15 protein-coding genes are annotated in these 12406 nt (G+C 69.1%); 6 read left to right on the top strand and 9 right to left on the bottom strand.

The window, feature by feature from the left end; all coding sequences use genetic code 11:
- Positions 1–179 precede the first annotated feature (179 nt).
- Together ACZ7SW_RS17605 and ACZ7SW_RS17600 are read right to left on the bottom strand one after the other, a co-directional pair.
- A complete protein-coding gene (locus ACZ7SW_RS17605) occupies positions 180–320 on the bottom strand; it encodes a hypothetical protein (protein WP_470231458.1) in 141 nt (46 codons plus the stop codon).
- Positions 317–553, bottom strand: a complete 237-nt coding sequence (locus ACZ7SW_RS17600; RefSeq protein WP_470231457.1) for a hypothetical protein — start codon at positions 551–553, stop codon at positions 317–319. The genes ACZ7SW_RS17605 and ACZ7SW_RS17600 overlap by 4 nt, the downstream gene beginning before the upstream one ends.
- A gap of 236 nt (positions 554–789) precedes the next feature.
- Here ACZ7SW_RS17600 and ACZ7SW_RS17595 point away from each other — a divergent pair, with 236 nt between their 5' ends.
- Complete coding sequence (locus ACZ7SW_RS17595) at positions 790–1479, top strand: TetR/AcrR family transcriptional regulator (protein ID WP_470231456.1); 690 nt, start codon at positions 790–792, stop codon at positions 1477–1479.
- A 63-nt stretch (positions 1480–1542) separates the two neighbouring features.
- Here ACZ7SW_RS17595 and ACZ7SW_RS17590 read toward each other — a convergent pair whose 3' ends face one another.
- Positions 1543–2373: an SAM-dependent methyltransferase gene (locus ACZ7SW_RS17590; protein ID WP_470231455.1), complete on the bottom strand. Its 831-nt coding sequence runs from the start codon at positions 2371–2373 to the stop codon at positions 1543–1545.
- A gap of 147 nt (positions 2374–2520) precedes the next feature.
- On the opposite strand from ACZ7SW_RS17590, the gene ACZ7SW_RS17585 reads away from it, so the two are divergent.
- On the top strand, positions 2521–2949 hold the full coding sequence (locus ACZ7SW_RS17585; protein WP_470231454.1) for a Fur family transcriptional regulator: 429 nt from the start codon (positions 2521–2523) through the stop codon (positions 2947–2949).
- Between the two features lie 23 nt (positions 2950–2972).
- Positions 2973–5216, top strand: a complete 2244-nt coding sequence (katG, locus tag ACZ7SW_RS17580) for a catalase/peroxidase HPI (RefSeq protein ID WP_470231453.1) — start codon at positions 2973–2975, stop codon at positions 5214–5216.
- 87 nt (positions 5217–5303) lie between these two features.
- Here katG and ACZ7SW_RS17575 read toward each other — a convergent pair whose 3' ends face one another.
- From ACZ7SW_RS17575 to ACZ7SW_RS17565, 3 genes are all read right to left on the bottom strand, one after another.
- On the bottom strand, positions 5304–6200 hold the full coding sequence (locus tag ACZ7SW_RS17575; protein WP_470231452.1) for a C1 family peptidase: 897 nt from the start codon (positions 6198–6200) through the stop codon (positions 5304–5306).
- 242 nt (positions 6201–6442) lie between these two features.
- The gene (locus ACZ7SW_RS17570; protein WP_470231451.1) at positions 6443–7123 is read right to left on the bottom strand and encodes a TetR/AcrR family transcriptional regulator; all 681 of its coding nucleotides are present in this window, start codon (positions 7121–7123) and stop codon (positions 6443–6445) included.
- Positions 7124–7171: 48 nt separating this feature from the next.
- Entirely contained in the window at positions 7172–7744 is a 573-nt protein-coding gene (locus tag ACZ7SW_RS17565; protein ID WP_470231450.1) for a TlpA family protein disulfide reductase, read from the bottom strand.
- A 60-nt stretch (positions 7745–7804) separates the two neighbouring features.
- Between ACZ7SW_RS17565 and ACZ7SW_RS17560 the strand changes: the two genes are divergently transcribed.
- Genes ACZ7SW_RS17560 through ACZ7SW_RS17550 form a run of 3 tightly spaced genes read left to right on the top strand, consistent with a single transcriptional unit; the run spans position 7805 to position 10826 of the window.
- Positions 7805–8971, top strand: coding sequence for a sensor histidine kinase (locus ACZ7SW_RS17560; protein WP_470231449.1), 1167 nt, complete (start codon positions 7805–7807; stop codon positions 8969–8971).
- A complete protein-coding gene (locus tag ACZ7SW_RS17555) occupies positions 8968–10422 on the top strand; it encodes a BTAD domain-containing putative transcriptional regulator (protein WP_470231448.1) in 1455 nt (484 codons plus the stop codon). Before ACZ7SW_RS17560 ends, ACZ7SW_RS17555 begins: the two co-directional genes overlap by 4 nt.
- The gene (locus ACZ7SW_RS17550; protein WP_470231447.1) at positions 10419–10826 is read left to right on the top strand and encodes a VOC family protein; all 408 of its coding nucleotides are present in this window, start codon (positions 10419–10421) and stop codon (positions 10824–10826) included. The genes ACZ7SW_RS17555 and ACZ7SW_RS17550 overlap by 4 nt, the downstream gene beginning before the upstream one ends.
- Here ACZ7SW_RS17550 and ACZ7SW_RS17545 read toward each other — a convergent pair.
- From ACZ7SW_RS17545 to ACZ7SW_RS17535, 3 genes are read right to left on the bottom strand one after another with little or no spacing between them, the layout of a single operon-like run.
- The gene (locus tag ACZ7SW_RS17545; protein ID WP_470231446.1) at positions 10804–11685 is read right to left on the bottom strand and encodes a hypothetical protein; all 882 of its coding nucleotides are present in this window, start codon (positions 11683–11685) and stop codon (positions 10804–10806) included. The two genes, ACZ7SW_RS17550 and ACZ7SW_RS17545, sit on opposite strands and share 23 nt — an antisense overlap.
- The gene (locus ACZ7SW_RS17540; RefSeq protein ID WP_344266811.1) at positions 11682–11990 is read right to left on the bottom strand and encodes a type VII secretion target; all 309 of its coding nucleotides are present in this window, start codon (positions 11988–11990) and stop codon (positions 11682–11684) included. Before ACZ7SW_RS17540 ends, ACZ7SW_RS17545 begins: the two co-directional genes overlap by 4 nt.
- Positions 11987–12394 carry a YbaB/EbfC family nucleoid-associated protein gene (locus ACZ7SW_RS17535; protein WP_470231445.1) on the bottom strand — a complete coding sequence of 136 codons (408 nt, stop codon included), beginning with the start codon at positions 12392–12394 and terminating at the stop codon, positions 11987–11989. Before ACZ7SW_RS17535 ends, ACZ7SW_RS17540 begins: the two co-directional genes overlap by 4 nt.
- Positions 12395–12406: the final 12 nt, after the last annotated feature.

Genomic DNA, 12406 nt, shown 5'->3' with positions numbered 1-12406 from the left:
GGTGGGTCGAACGGAGTGCCGCGTCGGGGAGAACTGGCGCCGTGCTGTCCGATGCGAGCCGAGTGCCGCGCCGGAGCGAACTGATGCCGGGCTGTCCGACCGGGGTGGGTCGAACGGAGTGCCGCGCCGGGGCGAACCGGTGCCGCGCTGTCCGGCCAAGGCGAGCCGACCCCCGCGGCCTACTTGCCCGAGTTCGCCTTCTTGGCCTCGTCCGTCCCGCCCTTGCCGCCGGCCGGAACGTCCTCTTCGGACCAGTCCAGCCCGGCCTCGGCGACCACGCCGTCGAAAATCGGGGTGGCCACGGCCTGCTCGGCGCTCATGACGCGCTCACCACGTCGATGATCGCGTCGGCCGCGATCCACTGCGGGTTCGCGTCTCTGGCCTGGCCGTCGACCTGGACCGGGACCCAGATGACCGCCGTCGCGTTGTCGATGACCGGGGCTCCGGTGACCACCCCGCGCCTGCACAGCTGCCGCCTGCCGGTGCGCTGGCCGACCAGGTAGGTGACCCGGTGACCGGTGGACAGTTCGGGCCGGTGCTGTTCGCCGTCCATGTGTTCCTCCCTGCACGCCACCCTTGTGGGCGACGCTCGCGTCATCGACGCGACTCGCTCCCCGCGTGTCGATGACGCATTCCCGGTCCATGATCTGGGTCACACCAAAGCAACGGCCGCGGTGAAAGCGACTGCTACATCGAAGCAACCCCGACCACTGACAGTCATCCCTCTATACCCAAAGTAACAGGTACAGCGCCGTATCCAGTATGTGACCCGGCGATACACTCGCGCGGATGACGTCCTCAGGTACTCCGCCCGACGGGCGGGCCACCCGGTGGGCAGGGCAGCGGGAACGCCGGCGCCGGGAATTCGTGGAAGCCGGGATGCGCGCGATCGCCCGATACGGGCCGGAGGTGTCCACCGAGCAGATCGCCGACGAGGCCGGTGTCGCTCGCACGCGCATTTACAAGCATTTCGCCGACACCGCGGATCTGCAGCGCGCTATCGCGTTGCGGGCGGCGGAAATGATCGGCGCGCAATTCTCCCCGCTGTGGGGAGTTTCCGGGACTCCGCGCGATATGGTGCACGCGACGATCGGCGCGCATATCGAATGGCTTTCCGAACACCGCGAGCTCTACCAATATCTGATGCGGCAGTCGGTGACCGGGCCGCGCGACGTCGTCGCGGACGTCAAAACCGCGATCGCCCGGCAGTTGACCGTGCTGTTCGAGTACTACCTCGGCCTGTTCGGTGCGGACCAGCGGGTCGGCGAGACCATCGCCTACGGACTGGTCGGGCTGGTCGAATCGAGCACCGCGCACTGGCTCGAAGCGCCGCGCGGCATCGACCGCGACGATCTGCGCCAGCTGCTCGCCCGCTGGGTCTGGTCGATCCTCGACGACACCCTGCGCACGGTCGGCGTGGCGCTCAACCCGGATTCGCCGTTGTCCGAGCTGGATTTCCGCATCGTCGAACATCCGTGAAGGGCCCCTTGAGGGAATCAGATTCCCGGAAGGGGCCCTTCACGGACAGTCAAGCGAGAAGCGTCAGGCCTTCCGGCCGACCCCGCCCGCGATGCACTCCTGCACCTTGTTCAGCGGCTGGTACCGCGGGCCGTCCGGCCACCAGTCCTCGCACAGCACCAGGCCCGGGTCGACCAGTTCGGTCCCGCCGAACATCCGGCCGATCTCCTCGTAGGTGCGGAAAACGCCGCTGCCCATCGGGCTGTGCGTGAACTTCTCCTCCATCTGCCGGGCGATCTCGCTGTGCTCCTCGGTCTTCGGGTCGAGGAAGTGCGCGATCACCACGAACGACCCGGACGGCAGCGCGTCCACGTACGTCTGCATCATCTCGGCGTAGTCGTCGCCGAGGTAATGGTGCAGGGTTCCGTTGTGCAGCAACGCGATCGGCTTGGTCCAGTCGAGGAATTCGCGCGCGGTCTCGTTGCCGAGGATCTGCTCGGGCTTGAAGATGTCCGCGTCGATGAAGCGGGTGTTCTCGTTCTCCTCGAGCAGCGCGCGCCCGTGCGCGAGGACCACCGGGTCGTTGTCCACGTACAGCACGCGGGCCTCCGGGATGATCCGCTGCACGACCTGGTGCGTGTTCTCCGCGGTGGGCAGGCCGGAGCCGCAGTCGAGGTACTGGGTGATCCTGCCCTGGGTGGCGAGGAAGCGGCAGGCGCGGATGAGGAAGTTGCGGTTGGCCCAGGCCAGGTCATTCACCTGGGGGGCCACGGTCCGGACCTGTTCGAGCACCCTGCGGTCGATCTCGTAGTTGTTCGTGCCGTTCAGCGCGGCGTCGTACACCCGGGCAATGCTCGCTCGCGTGATATCGACCCCGACCGGGTGCGAACTGGGCGATTCGACGGCCTCGGTCATTTCTGGCGTCACCTCGGATGTGTCGGACGTCTCTTTGGTCTACTCACCGTAGACCTTCCGGGCTGTCAAGCGACCGCCAGGAGGAGGACAACCGGAGTGGGTGACAGATTCTTGATTCATTCCAGAAAATGCGGCAGACTCCGGGGCATGCCGACGACCACGGACTTCGAGCAGCTGCTGCGCGGAGTGCAGTTGCGGATCACGCGCCCTCGGGTGGCCGTGCTCTCCGCGGTGCACGCCAACGCGCACGCGGACACCGAATCCGTCATCGGCATGGTGCGCGCGGATCTCGGCGAGGTTTCCCACCAGGCCGTCTACGACGTGCTGCGCGCGCTGACCGAGGCGGGGCTGCTGCGGCGCATCCAGCCGCCCGGTTCGGTCGCGCGGTACGAGGCCCGGGTAGGGGACAACCACCACCACGTCGTGTGCCGCTCGTGCGGTGCCATCGAGGACGTCGACTGCGCGGTCGGGGAAGCACCTTGCCTGACCGCTTCCGATGCACACGGTTTCGTCATCGACGAGGCCGAGGTCGTCTACTGGGGCCGATGCCCCGCCTGTTCGACGGCAGCAAACTGATTCTGATTTCCGGAAGGATTCCCGTGTCTGACACCCCGAACGCCGAAGTCGGCGAGATGAATGAGGAGACCGCTGGCGGGTGCCCGGTCCACACGGGCCGCTTCGCGCACCCGACCGAGGGCGGAAGCAGCCGTGACTGGTGGCCGAATCAGCTCAACCTGAAGATCCTCCGGAAGCATCCCGCCGTGGCGGACCCGATGGGCGACGGCTTCGACTACGCGAAGGAATTCCAGAGCCTCGACCTCGACGAGCTCGCCCGCGACGTCGACGCGGTGCTCACCGACTCCCAGGAGTGGTGGCCCGCCGACTTCGGCAACTACGGCCCGCTGTTCATCCGGATGGCCTGGCACAGCGCGGGCACCTACCGGATCGACGACGGCCGCGGCGGGGCCGGTGCCGGGCAGCAGCGGTTCGCGCCGCTGAACAGCTGGCCGGACAACGGGAACCTCGACAAGGCTCGCCGTCTGCTGTGGCCGGTCAAGAAGAAGTACGGCAAGAAGATCTCGTGGGCCGACCTGATGATCTTCACGGGCAACCGCGCGCTCGAGACGATGGGCTTCAAGACCTTCGGCTTCGCCGGCGGCCGCGCCGACGTGTGGGAGCCGGACGAGGACGTCTACTGGGGCCCGGAGCGCACCTGGCTCGGCGACGAGCGGTACCAGGGCGACCGCGAACTGGAGAACCCGCTGGCCGCGGTCCAGATGGGGCTCATCTACGTGAACCCGGAAGGCCCGAACGGCAACCCGGACCCGATCGCCGCGGCGCGCGACATCCGCGAAACGTTCGGCCGGATGGCGATGAACGACGAGGAGACCGTCGCGCTGATCGCGGGCGGGCACACCTTCGGCAAGACGCACGGCGCGGCCGACGCGGACGTGCACGTGGGCCCCGAGCCGGAAGGCGCCTCGATCGAGCAGATGGGGCTCGGCTGGAAGAACAGCTTCGGCAGCGGCAAGGGCCGGGACGCGATCACGAGCGGGCTGGAGGTCACCTGGACCCCCACTCCGACGAAGTGGAGCAACTGGTTCTTCCACAACCTCTTCACCTACGAGTGGGAGCTGACCAAGAGCCCGGCGGGCGCGCACCAGTGGAAGCCGAAGAACAACGCCGCCGCGAACACCGTGCCGGACCCGGAGACCGGTGACCTCAACCGGGCGCCGAGCATGCTGACCACCGACCTGGCGCTGCGCTTCGACCCGATCTACGAGCCCATCTCGCGCCGGTTCTACGAGAACCCGGACCAGTTCGCGGACGCCTTCGCCCGCGCCTGGTACAAGCTCACCCACCGCGACATGGGCCCGATCCAGCGCTACCTCGGCCCGCTGGTGCCGCGGGAAGAGCTGATCTGGCAGGACCCGATCCCGGCCGTCGACCACGAGCTGGTCAACGACGCGGACGTCGCGGACCTCAAGGCGAAGATCCTCGAGTCGGGTCTTTCGGTCGCGCAGCTGGTGTCCACCGCGTGGGCGTCGGCGTCGACCTATCGCCACAGCGACAAGCGCGGCGGCGCGAACGGCGCCCGCATCCGCCTTGAGCCGCAGCGCGGCTGGGAGGTCAACGAGCCGGACGAGCTGGCTCAGGTGCTGCGCACGCTCGAGGGCGTCCAGGAAGCGTTCAACAGCGCGCAGACCGGCGGCAAGAAGATTTCGCTCGCCGACCTGATCGTGCTGGCCGGCGCGGCTGGGGTGGAGAAGGCGGCGAAGGACGGCGGCGTCGACATCACCGTTCCGTTCACGCCGGGCCGCGCCGACGCGACGCAGGAGCAGACCGACGCGGACTCGTTCGCGCCGCTCGAGCCGAAGGCCGACGGGTTCCGCAACTACCGCGGCAAGGCCAACCCGCTGCCGTCGGAGTACCTGCTGGTGGACAAGGCGAACCTGCTCAACCTGAGCGCGCCGGAGATGACCGTGCTGGTCGGCGGCCTGCGAGTGCTGGGCGCGAACTACCAGAACTCGGCGGCCGGCGTGCTGACCGACCGGCCGGGCACGCTGACGAACGACTTCTTCGTCAACCTGCTCGACATGGGCACCGAGTGGAAGCCCGCCGACGGCGAGGGCACGCACGCGGAGTCCTTCGAGGCCCGCGATCTCGCCACCGGCGAGGTCAAGTGGACCGGCACCCGCAACGACCTGGTGTTCGGCTCGAACTCCGAACTGCGCGCCGTCGCCGAGGTGTACGGCAGCGACGACGCCAAGGAGAAGTTCGTCCGCGACTTCGTCGCCGCGTGGCACAAGGTCATGAACAACGACCGGTACGACCTGGTCTGAGTTCCGCCTGAACGTCTGAGTACGTGAAGGGCCCCTTGAGGGAATCCGATTCCCTCAAGGGGCCCTTCACGGCTTTTCCGGTGCGGGTCAGCTCTGGACGAGCTTGCCCATCGCGTTGACCTCGTCGACGTCGCCGGTGCTGAAGAACGACCACGGCACGGTCACGAAACCGCTTGCGCCCCAGCCGGATCCCCAGCTGTTCTCGATCTTCACGCCCTGGTCGTTGTAGGCCACGATGGTCACCTCGTGCCCGCCGACGACCGGGTCGCTGTTCGAATCGCCGGGCAGGTACGAGTAGTCGCTCGCGGTCGAGGAGTCCAGGTTCATGAAGCTCTGGTGCACATTGAACCCGATCGCGACCGGCTCGCCCTGGGAAATGGCGTTCTCGATGTCGGACCGCGCCGCGTCGCCGCTGGACGACAATTGCGTGTAGCCGGACAGCTTGTAGTGCGCCGCATTCGACTTTTCGTTCTGGTCGGGCTGAGTCGTGTAGTCGAAATCGCCCTGCCAGTAGTCGGATTTGGTGTCGATGCCCTGCTGCTGTTCCATCGGCAGCGCGACGCTCGCCCAGGTGCCCTGGTCGTTGCCCTTGGCGATCTGGGAGTAAATGAACATCGGGGCCATCGGGCCGCCGGTGATGCCCTGTTCGTTCATCAGCACGCCGTAGCCGGTGTAACCGGTGGCCCAGGTGACGCACGAGCCGACCTGGCCCTGGTCGCCGGGGGTGTTGGCGTACTGGGTGAGGTCGCCGCTGGAGGGCAGTTCGGCGGTGGTGCGCGGGTGCACGGGGAGCGCGGAGTTCGCGTGGGCGTGCATCTTGGACTGCGCGGCCTTCAGCCCGGCGACGTTCAGCCCGAGGCCGTGCTTGAGGTGCTGCGGGTGGTGCTGGGCGGCGGCCGCGGAGGCAGGGGCCGCGCCCAACGCCGCGGCCAGGCCGGCGGCGGCGAACAGGGAAACGAGTGCGGACGTTTTTCTGATCTGCATTCTGGTACTCCTTGTGGGCATGCAGAAAAAGAAATCGGAAAGGGTGGGGAGGTGGATCCGACCACAGCAAAGGTAGATCGGCGGAAATTTTCCGGACACCTACGAAAGGAGGGAACGTATCAACTGTCGTATTTGCGGGGGATCGATCAAGCGGACATTACGCCCGTTACCGCCGCTATTCCGGCGTACTGGTCCATTATGGACCCGTGGGAAACCCTTGGCCCGTCAGTGGTTTGAACCACTCAGTCGGGAAGCGGGGTCGTGCGCGCGCCGTTGAGGAGGGCGTCGATCGCCCACCGGGAACGGGCGTCTCCGTTGCCGGAGAACAGATTCCCGCTCGCCGCGACGATGTTCGGATGCGTTTCGGGCGAGAGGCCGCGGACAGTTTCGGCGAGCGCGTCGTGCCGCTGTTCGGAGTCCGGGCGGTCCTTGCGGGTGCTGTGCTCGACCGCGCTGGCGGTGGCGACGAGCAGCAGCAGATCGACTGTCCACGCGGCGGGGCCGGACGGCACCCCGGCTTCGGCGAGGAGGCCGAGCACGGTGTCGACGACGGCGAGGTAGTTCGGCCCGTGCAACGGGGTCACGAGCGCGACGCGGGCGAGCCCGGGGTGGGCGTACAGGACGTCGCGGTAGGTGGACATGACTGTCCACAAGCGACTCCGCCAGTCGGCTTCGGCGGCGCCGGCGGTGGTGGGGACTTCGCCGAGGAGTTCGTCGAGCACGGCGGCGTGGAGTTCGTCGGTGTCGCGGACGTAGACGTAGAGCGAGGCCGGGCCGGTGTCCAGTTCCTTCGCGAGCCGCCGCATGGTGACGCGCTCGGCCCCTTCGCGGCGCACGACGTCGAGAGCGGCCGCGACGATGCCTTCGCGGCTCAGCGCGGGCTTGGCGGGACGCTCCCGGCGGTTGTAGCCACTCGCGGTCATCCGCCCATGGTAGGCGCACGCCGCCGGAACGGTCTGGACCTTGCCGGTCTACTCGGCGAGCACGCCGTCCAGGGCGGGCTGGACGTCGGTCTGCCGGACCGCGCCGAGATAGACGGCCGCGACCCGTTGCTGTTTGTCCACGATCAGGGAGATCGGCACCGCGGCCAGCGGGAGGCCGCGCAGTTGCAGGGCGACCCGGCCGGAGGGGTCGAAGATCGACTCGTAGCCGAGCCCGAGGTCCTTGACGAAGTCGGCGGCGTATTTCTGGTTGTCGCGGACGTTGAGGCCGAGCACCCGGACCCCGCGGTCCCGGCCGTCCTCGGCGATGGCCCGAAGGGTGCGCGATTCGGCGCGGCAGGGGCCGCACCAGGCGCCCCAGAGGTTGAGCAGGACGACTTCGCCGGAGTAATCGGCCAGCGAGATGTCCTTGCCCGGCTCGCGCAGGCTCTGGCCCTTGAGGTCCGCTACCTTTTTGCGCTCCGGCACGGGATAGTGGATGGTCGTCTGCCCGCCCGGCGAGACGAATGCGAAGGTGTCCGACTGGCTGACCGCGTCCTTCCCGGTCGCGCACGCGGCGAGGGGAAGCAGTGCCAGCAGGAGGAAGAGGCGAGCGAAGCGCACGCGGCATCGTATCGCCGATACACCCGGCGGCCTCCGATGCGGTTTTCTAGGCTGAACCCCGTGTGGGAAACAGCGAGGGACCGGCTGCGGGGCCGACTGGCGGACGGCTTGGCCCGGTCCGGGCTGACGCTGCCCTGGTGGGTGCCGATGGGCACGACCGCCTTCACGGTGATCGGGCTGATCGTCGCGGTGGGGCAGCGGGTCGGCCCCGCGCTGCCGGTGGCGATCGCCGGGTTTCTGCTGGCCACGTCGTCGACGCTGCTGTTCGCGTGCACCGGACGGCTCGCGCCCTCGTGGGTGAAGGCGCTCGGGATGCTCGCCGGGATCGGGCTGCTGCTGACGTATCCGGTGGTGCCGGACTTCGCGCCGATGCCGCTGGCCGTGCTCACCGGCGAACTGGGGTCCATCGCGACGGCGCGGGTGGCGTTCGCGGCCACCGGCGGAGCGGTCGCGATGCTCGGGGCGGCCGCGCTGACAGTCGGGCTCGTCGGATACCCGGTGTACATGCTCGCGGTGCTGGTCGGGATGGCCGCCGGGTTCATGCTGCGCTGGTACGTGCGCGCGCTGGACGCCGAGCGCGGCAAACAGGAGGCCGTGCGCGAACAGGCGCGGCTCGGCGAGCGGCAGCGGATCGCGCGCGAGGTGCACGACGTCGTCGCGCATTCGCTGAGCATCACGTTGCTGCACGTCACGGGCGCGCGGCACGGGTTGCGCACGGACCGCGACGTCGACGAGGCCGTCGCGGCGCTCACCGAGGCGGAGCGGATCGGACGGGCGGCGATGGCCGATATCCGCCGCACGGTTGGATTGCTCTCGCAGGAGTCGGCGGGAACGCGGCCGTTGCCCGGTGCGGGCGACATCGCGGACCTGGTGGCTGAGACGTGCGCGGCCGGGCTGGTCGCGGACTACGAACTGGAGGGCGACGTGACCGCGGTCGACACCACGGTGGGGCTGGGGCTCTACCGGATCGTCCAGGAGTCGCTGGCGAACGTGGTCAAGCACGCCCCGGCGGAGAAGGCGTTGGTACGGCTGAAGATCGGTGCCTCAGACGCCCGGTTGACTGTCCGCAATGGACACAACGGTGCCGCGCGCAATTCGGGCGGCTCGGGGCTGGCGGGCATGACGGCGCGTGCGGAGCAGCTTGGCGCGCGGTTGACCGCCGGGCCCGAGGGCGACGAGTGGGTAGTCGACGTGACAGTTCCGCTGGCGCGCGAGGCCGTGTCGTGACCGCAGCGTCGGAGGAAATGCGGGTCTTGCTCGTCGATGATCAGGAATTGGTGCGGTCCGGGCTGCGGTTGATCCTGCGCCGCCGCGACGGGTTCGTGGTGGCGGGGGAGTGCGCCGACGGCGACGAGGTCCCGGCCGCGCTCGAAGTGGCCGGCGGGGTCGATGTCGTGGTGATGGACCTGCGGATGAAGCGCGTCGACGGCATCGAGGCGACGCGACGGCTGCGCGCGTCCGGCCCGCGCCCGCCGGTGCTCGCGCTGACCACGTTCGACGACGACGAGCTGCTCGCCGGGGTGTTGCGTGCGGGTGCGGTCGGGTACGTGTTGAAGGATTCCTCGGCGGAGGACCTGATCCGGGCGGTGCGAGCGGTCGCGATGGGTGAGGCTTGGCTCGACCCGGCGGTCACCGGACGCGTGCTCACGACCTACCGCCAGGCGGCTTCCAGTCGCCCGGCAGTGCCGTCCGGGTTGTTGACGCCGCGTGAGCTGGACGTGCTCACCGCGGTCGCGCGGGGTCTGACGGACGCGGAGATCGCCGGAACGCTGGGGATTTCCGCGAGCACGGTCGAGGCGCATTTCGAGCGGGTGTGCGCGAAACTCCGCCTCCGCGACCGTGCGGCGGCGATTGTCTACGCCTTCGACCACGGCCTGGTCACGCCCGGTGCGGCTCCGGCTCCGGCTGGTCCGGACTCATTGCGGTTCAGCGTCCTCGGCCCGTTGCAGGCTTGGCGGGGACCGAACCCGCTGGACCTGGGCCCGGTGCGGCAGCAGGCTCTCCTGGCGGCGCTGGTCCTGCGCCCCGGGGAGACGGTCAGTCCCGGGGAGCTGCTCGACGGCGTGTGGGGGCTGGAACCGCCGGGCACCGGTGGCCGGGTGGTGCCGGTCTACGTGCATCGACTGCGGAAATGTCTGCGTGCGGTGGGCGAGCGAACGGAAGACTCAGTCATCGGCAGCGATCGCGGCGGATACCGCTTCGCCCGGGAGCGAGTACGGCTGGACGTCACCGAGCTGACCGACCGGATCTCGGAAGCCGCGACCGCCACCCACGGCGGCGATCCGGCGGCTGCGGTCGACGCCTACGCCGGTGCGCTGGCCCTGTTCCACGGCGAGCCGTTGGCCGGGTTGCCCGGCCCGTTCGTCGAGGGGGAACGCCTGCGGCTGACTGAACGGCGGTTGACGTTGGTGCAAGAGAAAGCCTTGCTGCAGCTGAAGTTGGGGCGGACCGACGAGGTGGTGCACGAGCTGTCGGCGCTGCTGGCGGTGCATCCGCATCGGGAGCCGTTGGCGGTGCTGCTGATGCGGGCGCTCCACGGCGGCGGTCGCCGGGCGGACGCGCTGGCGGTCCATCGGCGGATGCGGGAGCGGTTGCGGACGGACCTGGATGTCGAACCGGGGGCGGAGCTGGACCGGGAGCTGCGAGTGGTGCTCAGCTCGGATCGGGGTCACCCGTGAGTGAACACGGGACCCTGCACCATGTCGAGTTGTGGGTGCCGGACTTCGGCCGCGCGGTCGCGTCGCTGGGATGGCTGCTGGAGGAACTGGGATATCAGCGGTTCCAGAACTGGGAAGCCGGGCGCAGCTGGCGGCTCGGGCCGACGTATCTCGTGGTCGAGCAGTCCCCGGCGCTGACCGCGGACCGGCACGACCGCTGTCGGCCGGGGCTGAACCACCTCGCTTTTCACGTCCGGGACGCCGCGACGGTCGAGCGACTGGCCGCCGACGCCGCCCGGCACGGGTGGCAGCTGATGTTTCCGGAGAAACATCCCCATGCGGGCGGCGCGGAGCACTACGCCGCGTACTTGCAGAACGACGACGGCTTCGAGGTCGAACTCGTCAGCTCTGCTGGGCAGTGCTGACCGGAGTTCGCGGGCGGTTCTGGCCCGGGTACTGCGAATCCGCCGAGTCCGAAGAATCCGCGTACTGCGAAGAAGCCGGATAACGCGACGACGTCTCCGAAGAGCTGGAATCCTCCCCGGAGCCGCTCTTCGAAGCCTCGCTCAGCTTCGTCATCAGCTGCGTAGCCGCCTCCAGCCCCTGAGTCACCGAAGTGATCAGCTGCAGCAGATTGTCCGAATCCGACAGCAAAACCCCGAGCTTCTGCGCGATCTGCCCGCCGTACTGGGTAGCGATCGCCACCGCCTGCGGGATCGCCGCCGCGATGCTCGCGCCGAACGTCGCCTGCGCCGCGGCGAACGCCTGCGTCATCAGCTGGATAATCTGCCCGACAGCCTCCGAAATGAGCCCGCCGACCTCCTGCTGCGCCTTCGCGACGACCTTCCCCGCCCCGGTAGCCGCCTTCGCCATCGCGATGCCCGCCTGGCCGACCGCCTCGACGCAGTCCGCGTGCTGCGAGCTGTTGTCGCGGTAGCTCGAAGCCGAAGATCCGCTCCACTCCGACGTTTCCGGGCCCGCGGACTGCCGGTAATCGTCCGCGACCGACGACACCTGCTGGCCGCCGCCTTCCATGCCCTGCGAATGCGACGACACCGAATCCGGGTTGCCCTGCAACTGTTTCAGCGGTTCTTCCAGGAACCGCACCAGTTCGGTGATCATGCCGAATCCGGCCGACGTCAGCGCGGCGAGCGGGTCCTGCGACGCGCCGAGCAGGTCGAGCGCGGTGGTGGCGCCGCCGAGTCCGGCGGACACCCAGTCGTGGTTTTCGACCGCCTGCGTGGTGGTTTTCAGGTCTGCCAGCAGCTGGCTGGAGTCGGTCACGGTAGCTCCTTGCCCGGCAGCGAGGCCGCGTTGCCCTGGTCGCGCCGCTCGTAGCTTTCCGCGGCCTGGGTCAGGTTCGCGCTCACTTTGTCCACAGTGGACGAAGCGTGCGACACGGCGTCATTGGTCTTGCCGACCGCCGACTGCAGGCCCGCGGTGAGGAACTGCACGAAGACGCCGAGTGCCTGGTCGCCGAGCCCGGACGGGGCGCTGCGGGCGACATTGCCGAGCCGGTCGGCCAGATCGCCGACGGTGGCCGCGTGCCGCCGCAACTGCGCGGGGTCGACCTCGAAGCCGGCGGTCACGAGATGATCCCCGGGTTCGCGAAGTAGTCGTCCTCCTGGCGCGGTGCGGCGGGGGCCGCCTCGACCGGCAGGTTGTCGCGGACGAGCTGGAGTGCGGGGCCGTCGCCGACGTAGTCGGTCATGATGTCCACGACCTGCGCGCCTGCCTGGCGGTGCGCGTCGTGGACGGTCGCGAGGATGAGCCGGGCGAGCGCGTCGGCTTCCAGCGCGCGAGCGGCGGGGCTCAGCCGCAGGTCGGTGAGCGCGCCGCTCGGGCCCACCTGCACCTCGACCTCTCCGCGCGGCGACGCGGCCCGGCCGCCGACCCGGCTGAGGCTCGCGCTCGCGGCCTCGGCGTTGGCCCGCATCCGGGACAGGTTTTTCTGGTAGTCGGCGAGCCAGGCCGCCGAGTCTTGGATCGGCACGGAAGGTCCTCC

This window comes from Amycolatopsis sp. NPDC114484 (genome assembly GCF_055633755.1).
This window is presented reverse-complemented; position numbering and strand designations above follow the sequence as displayed.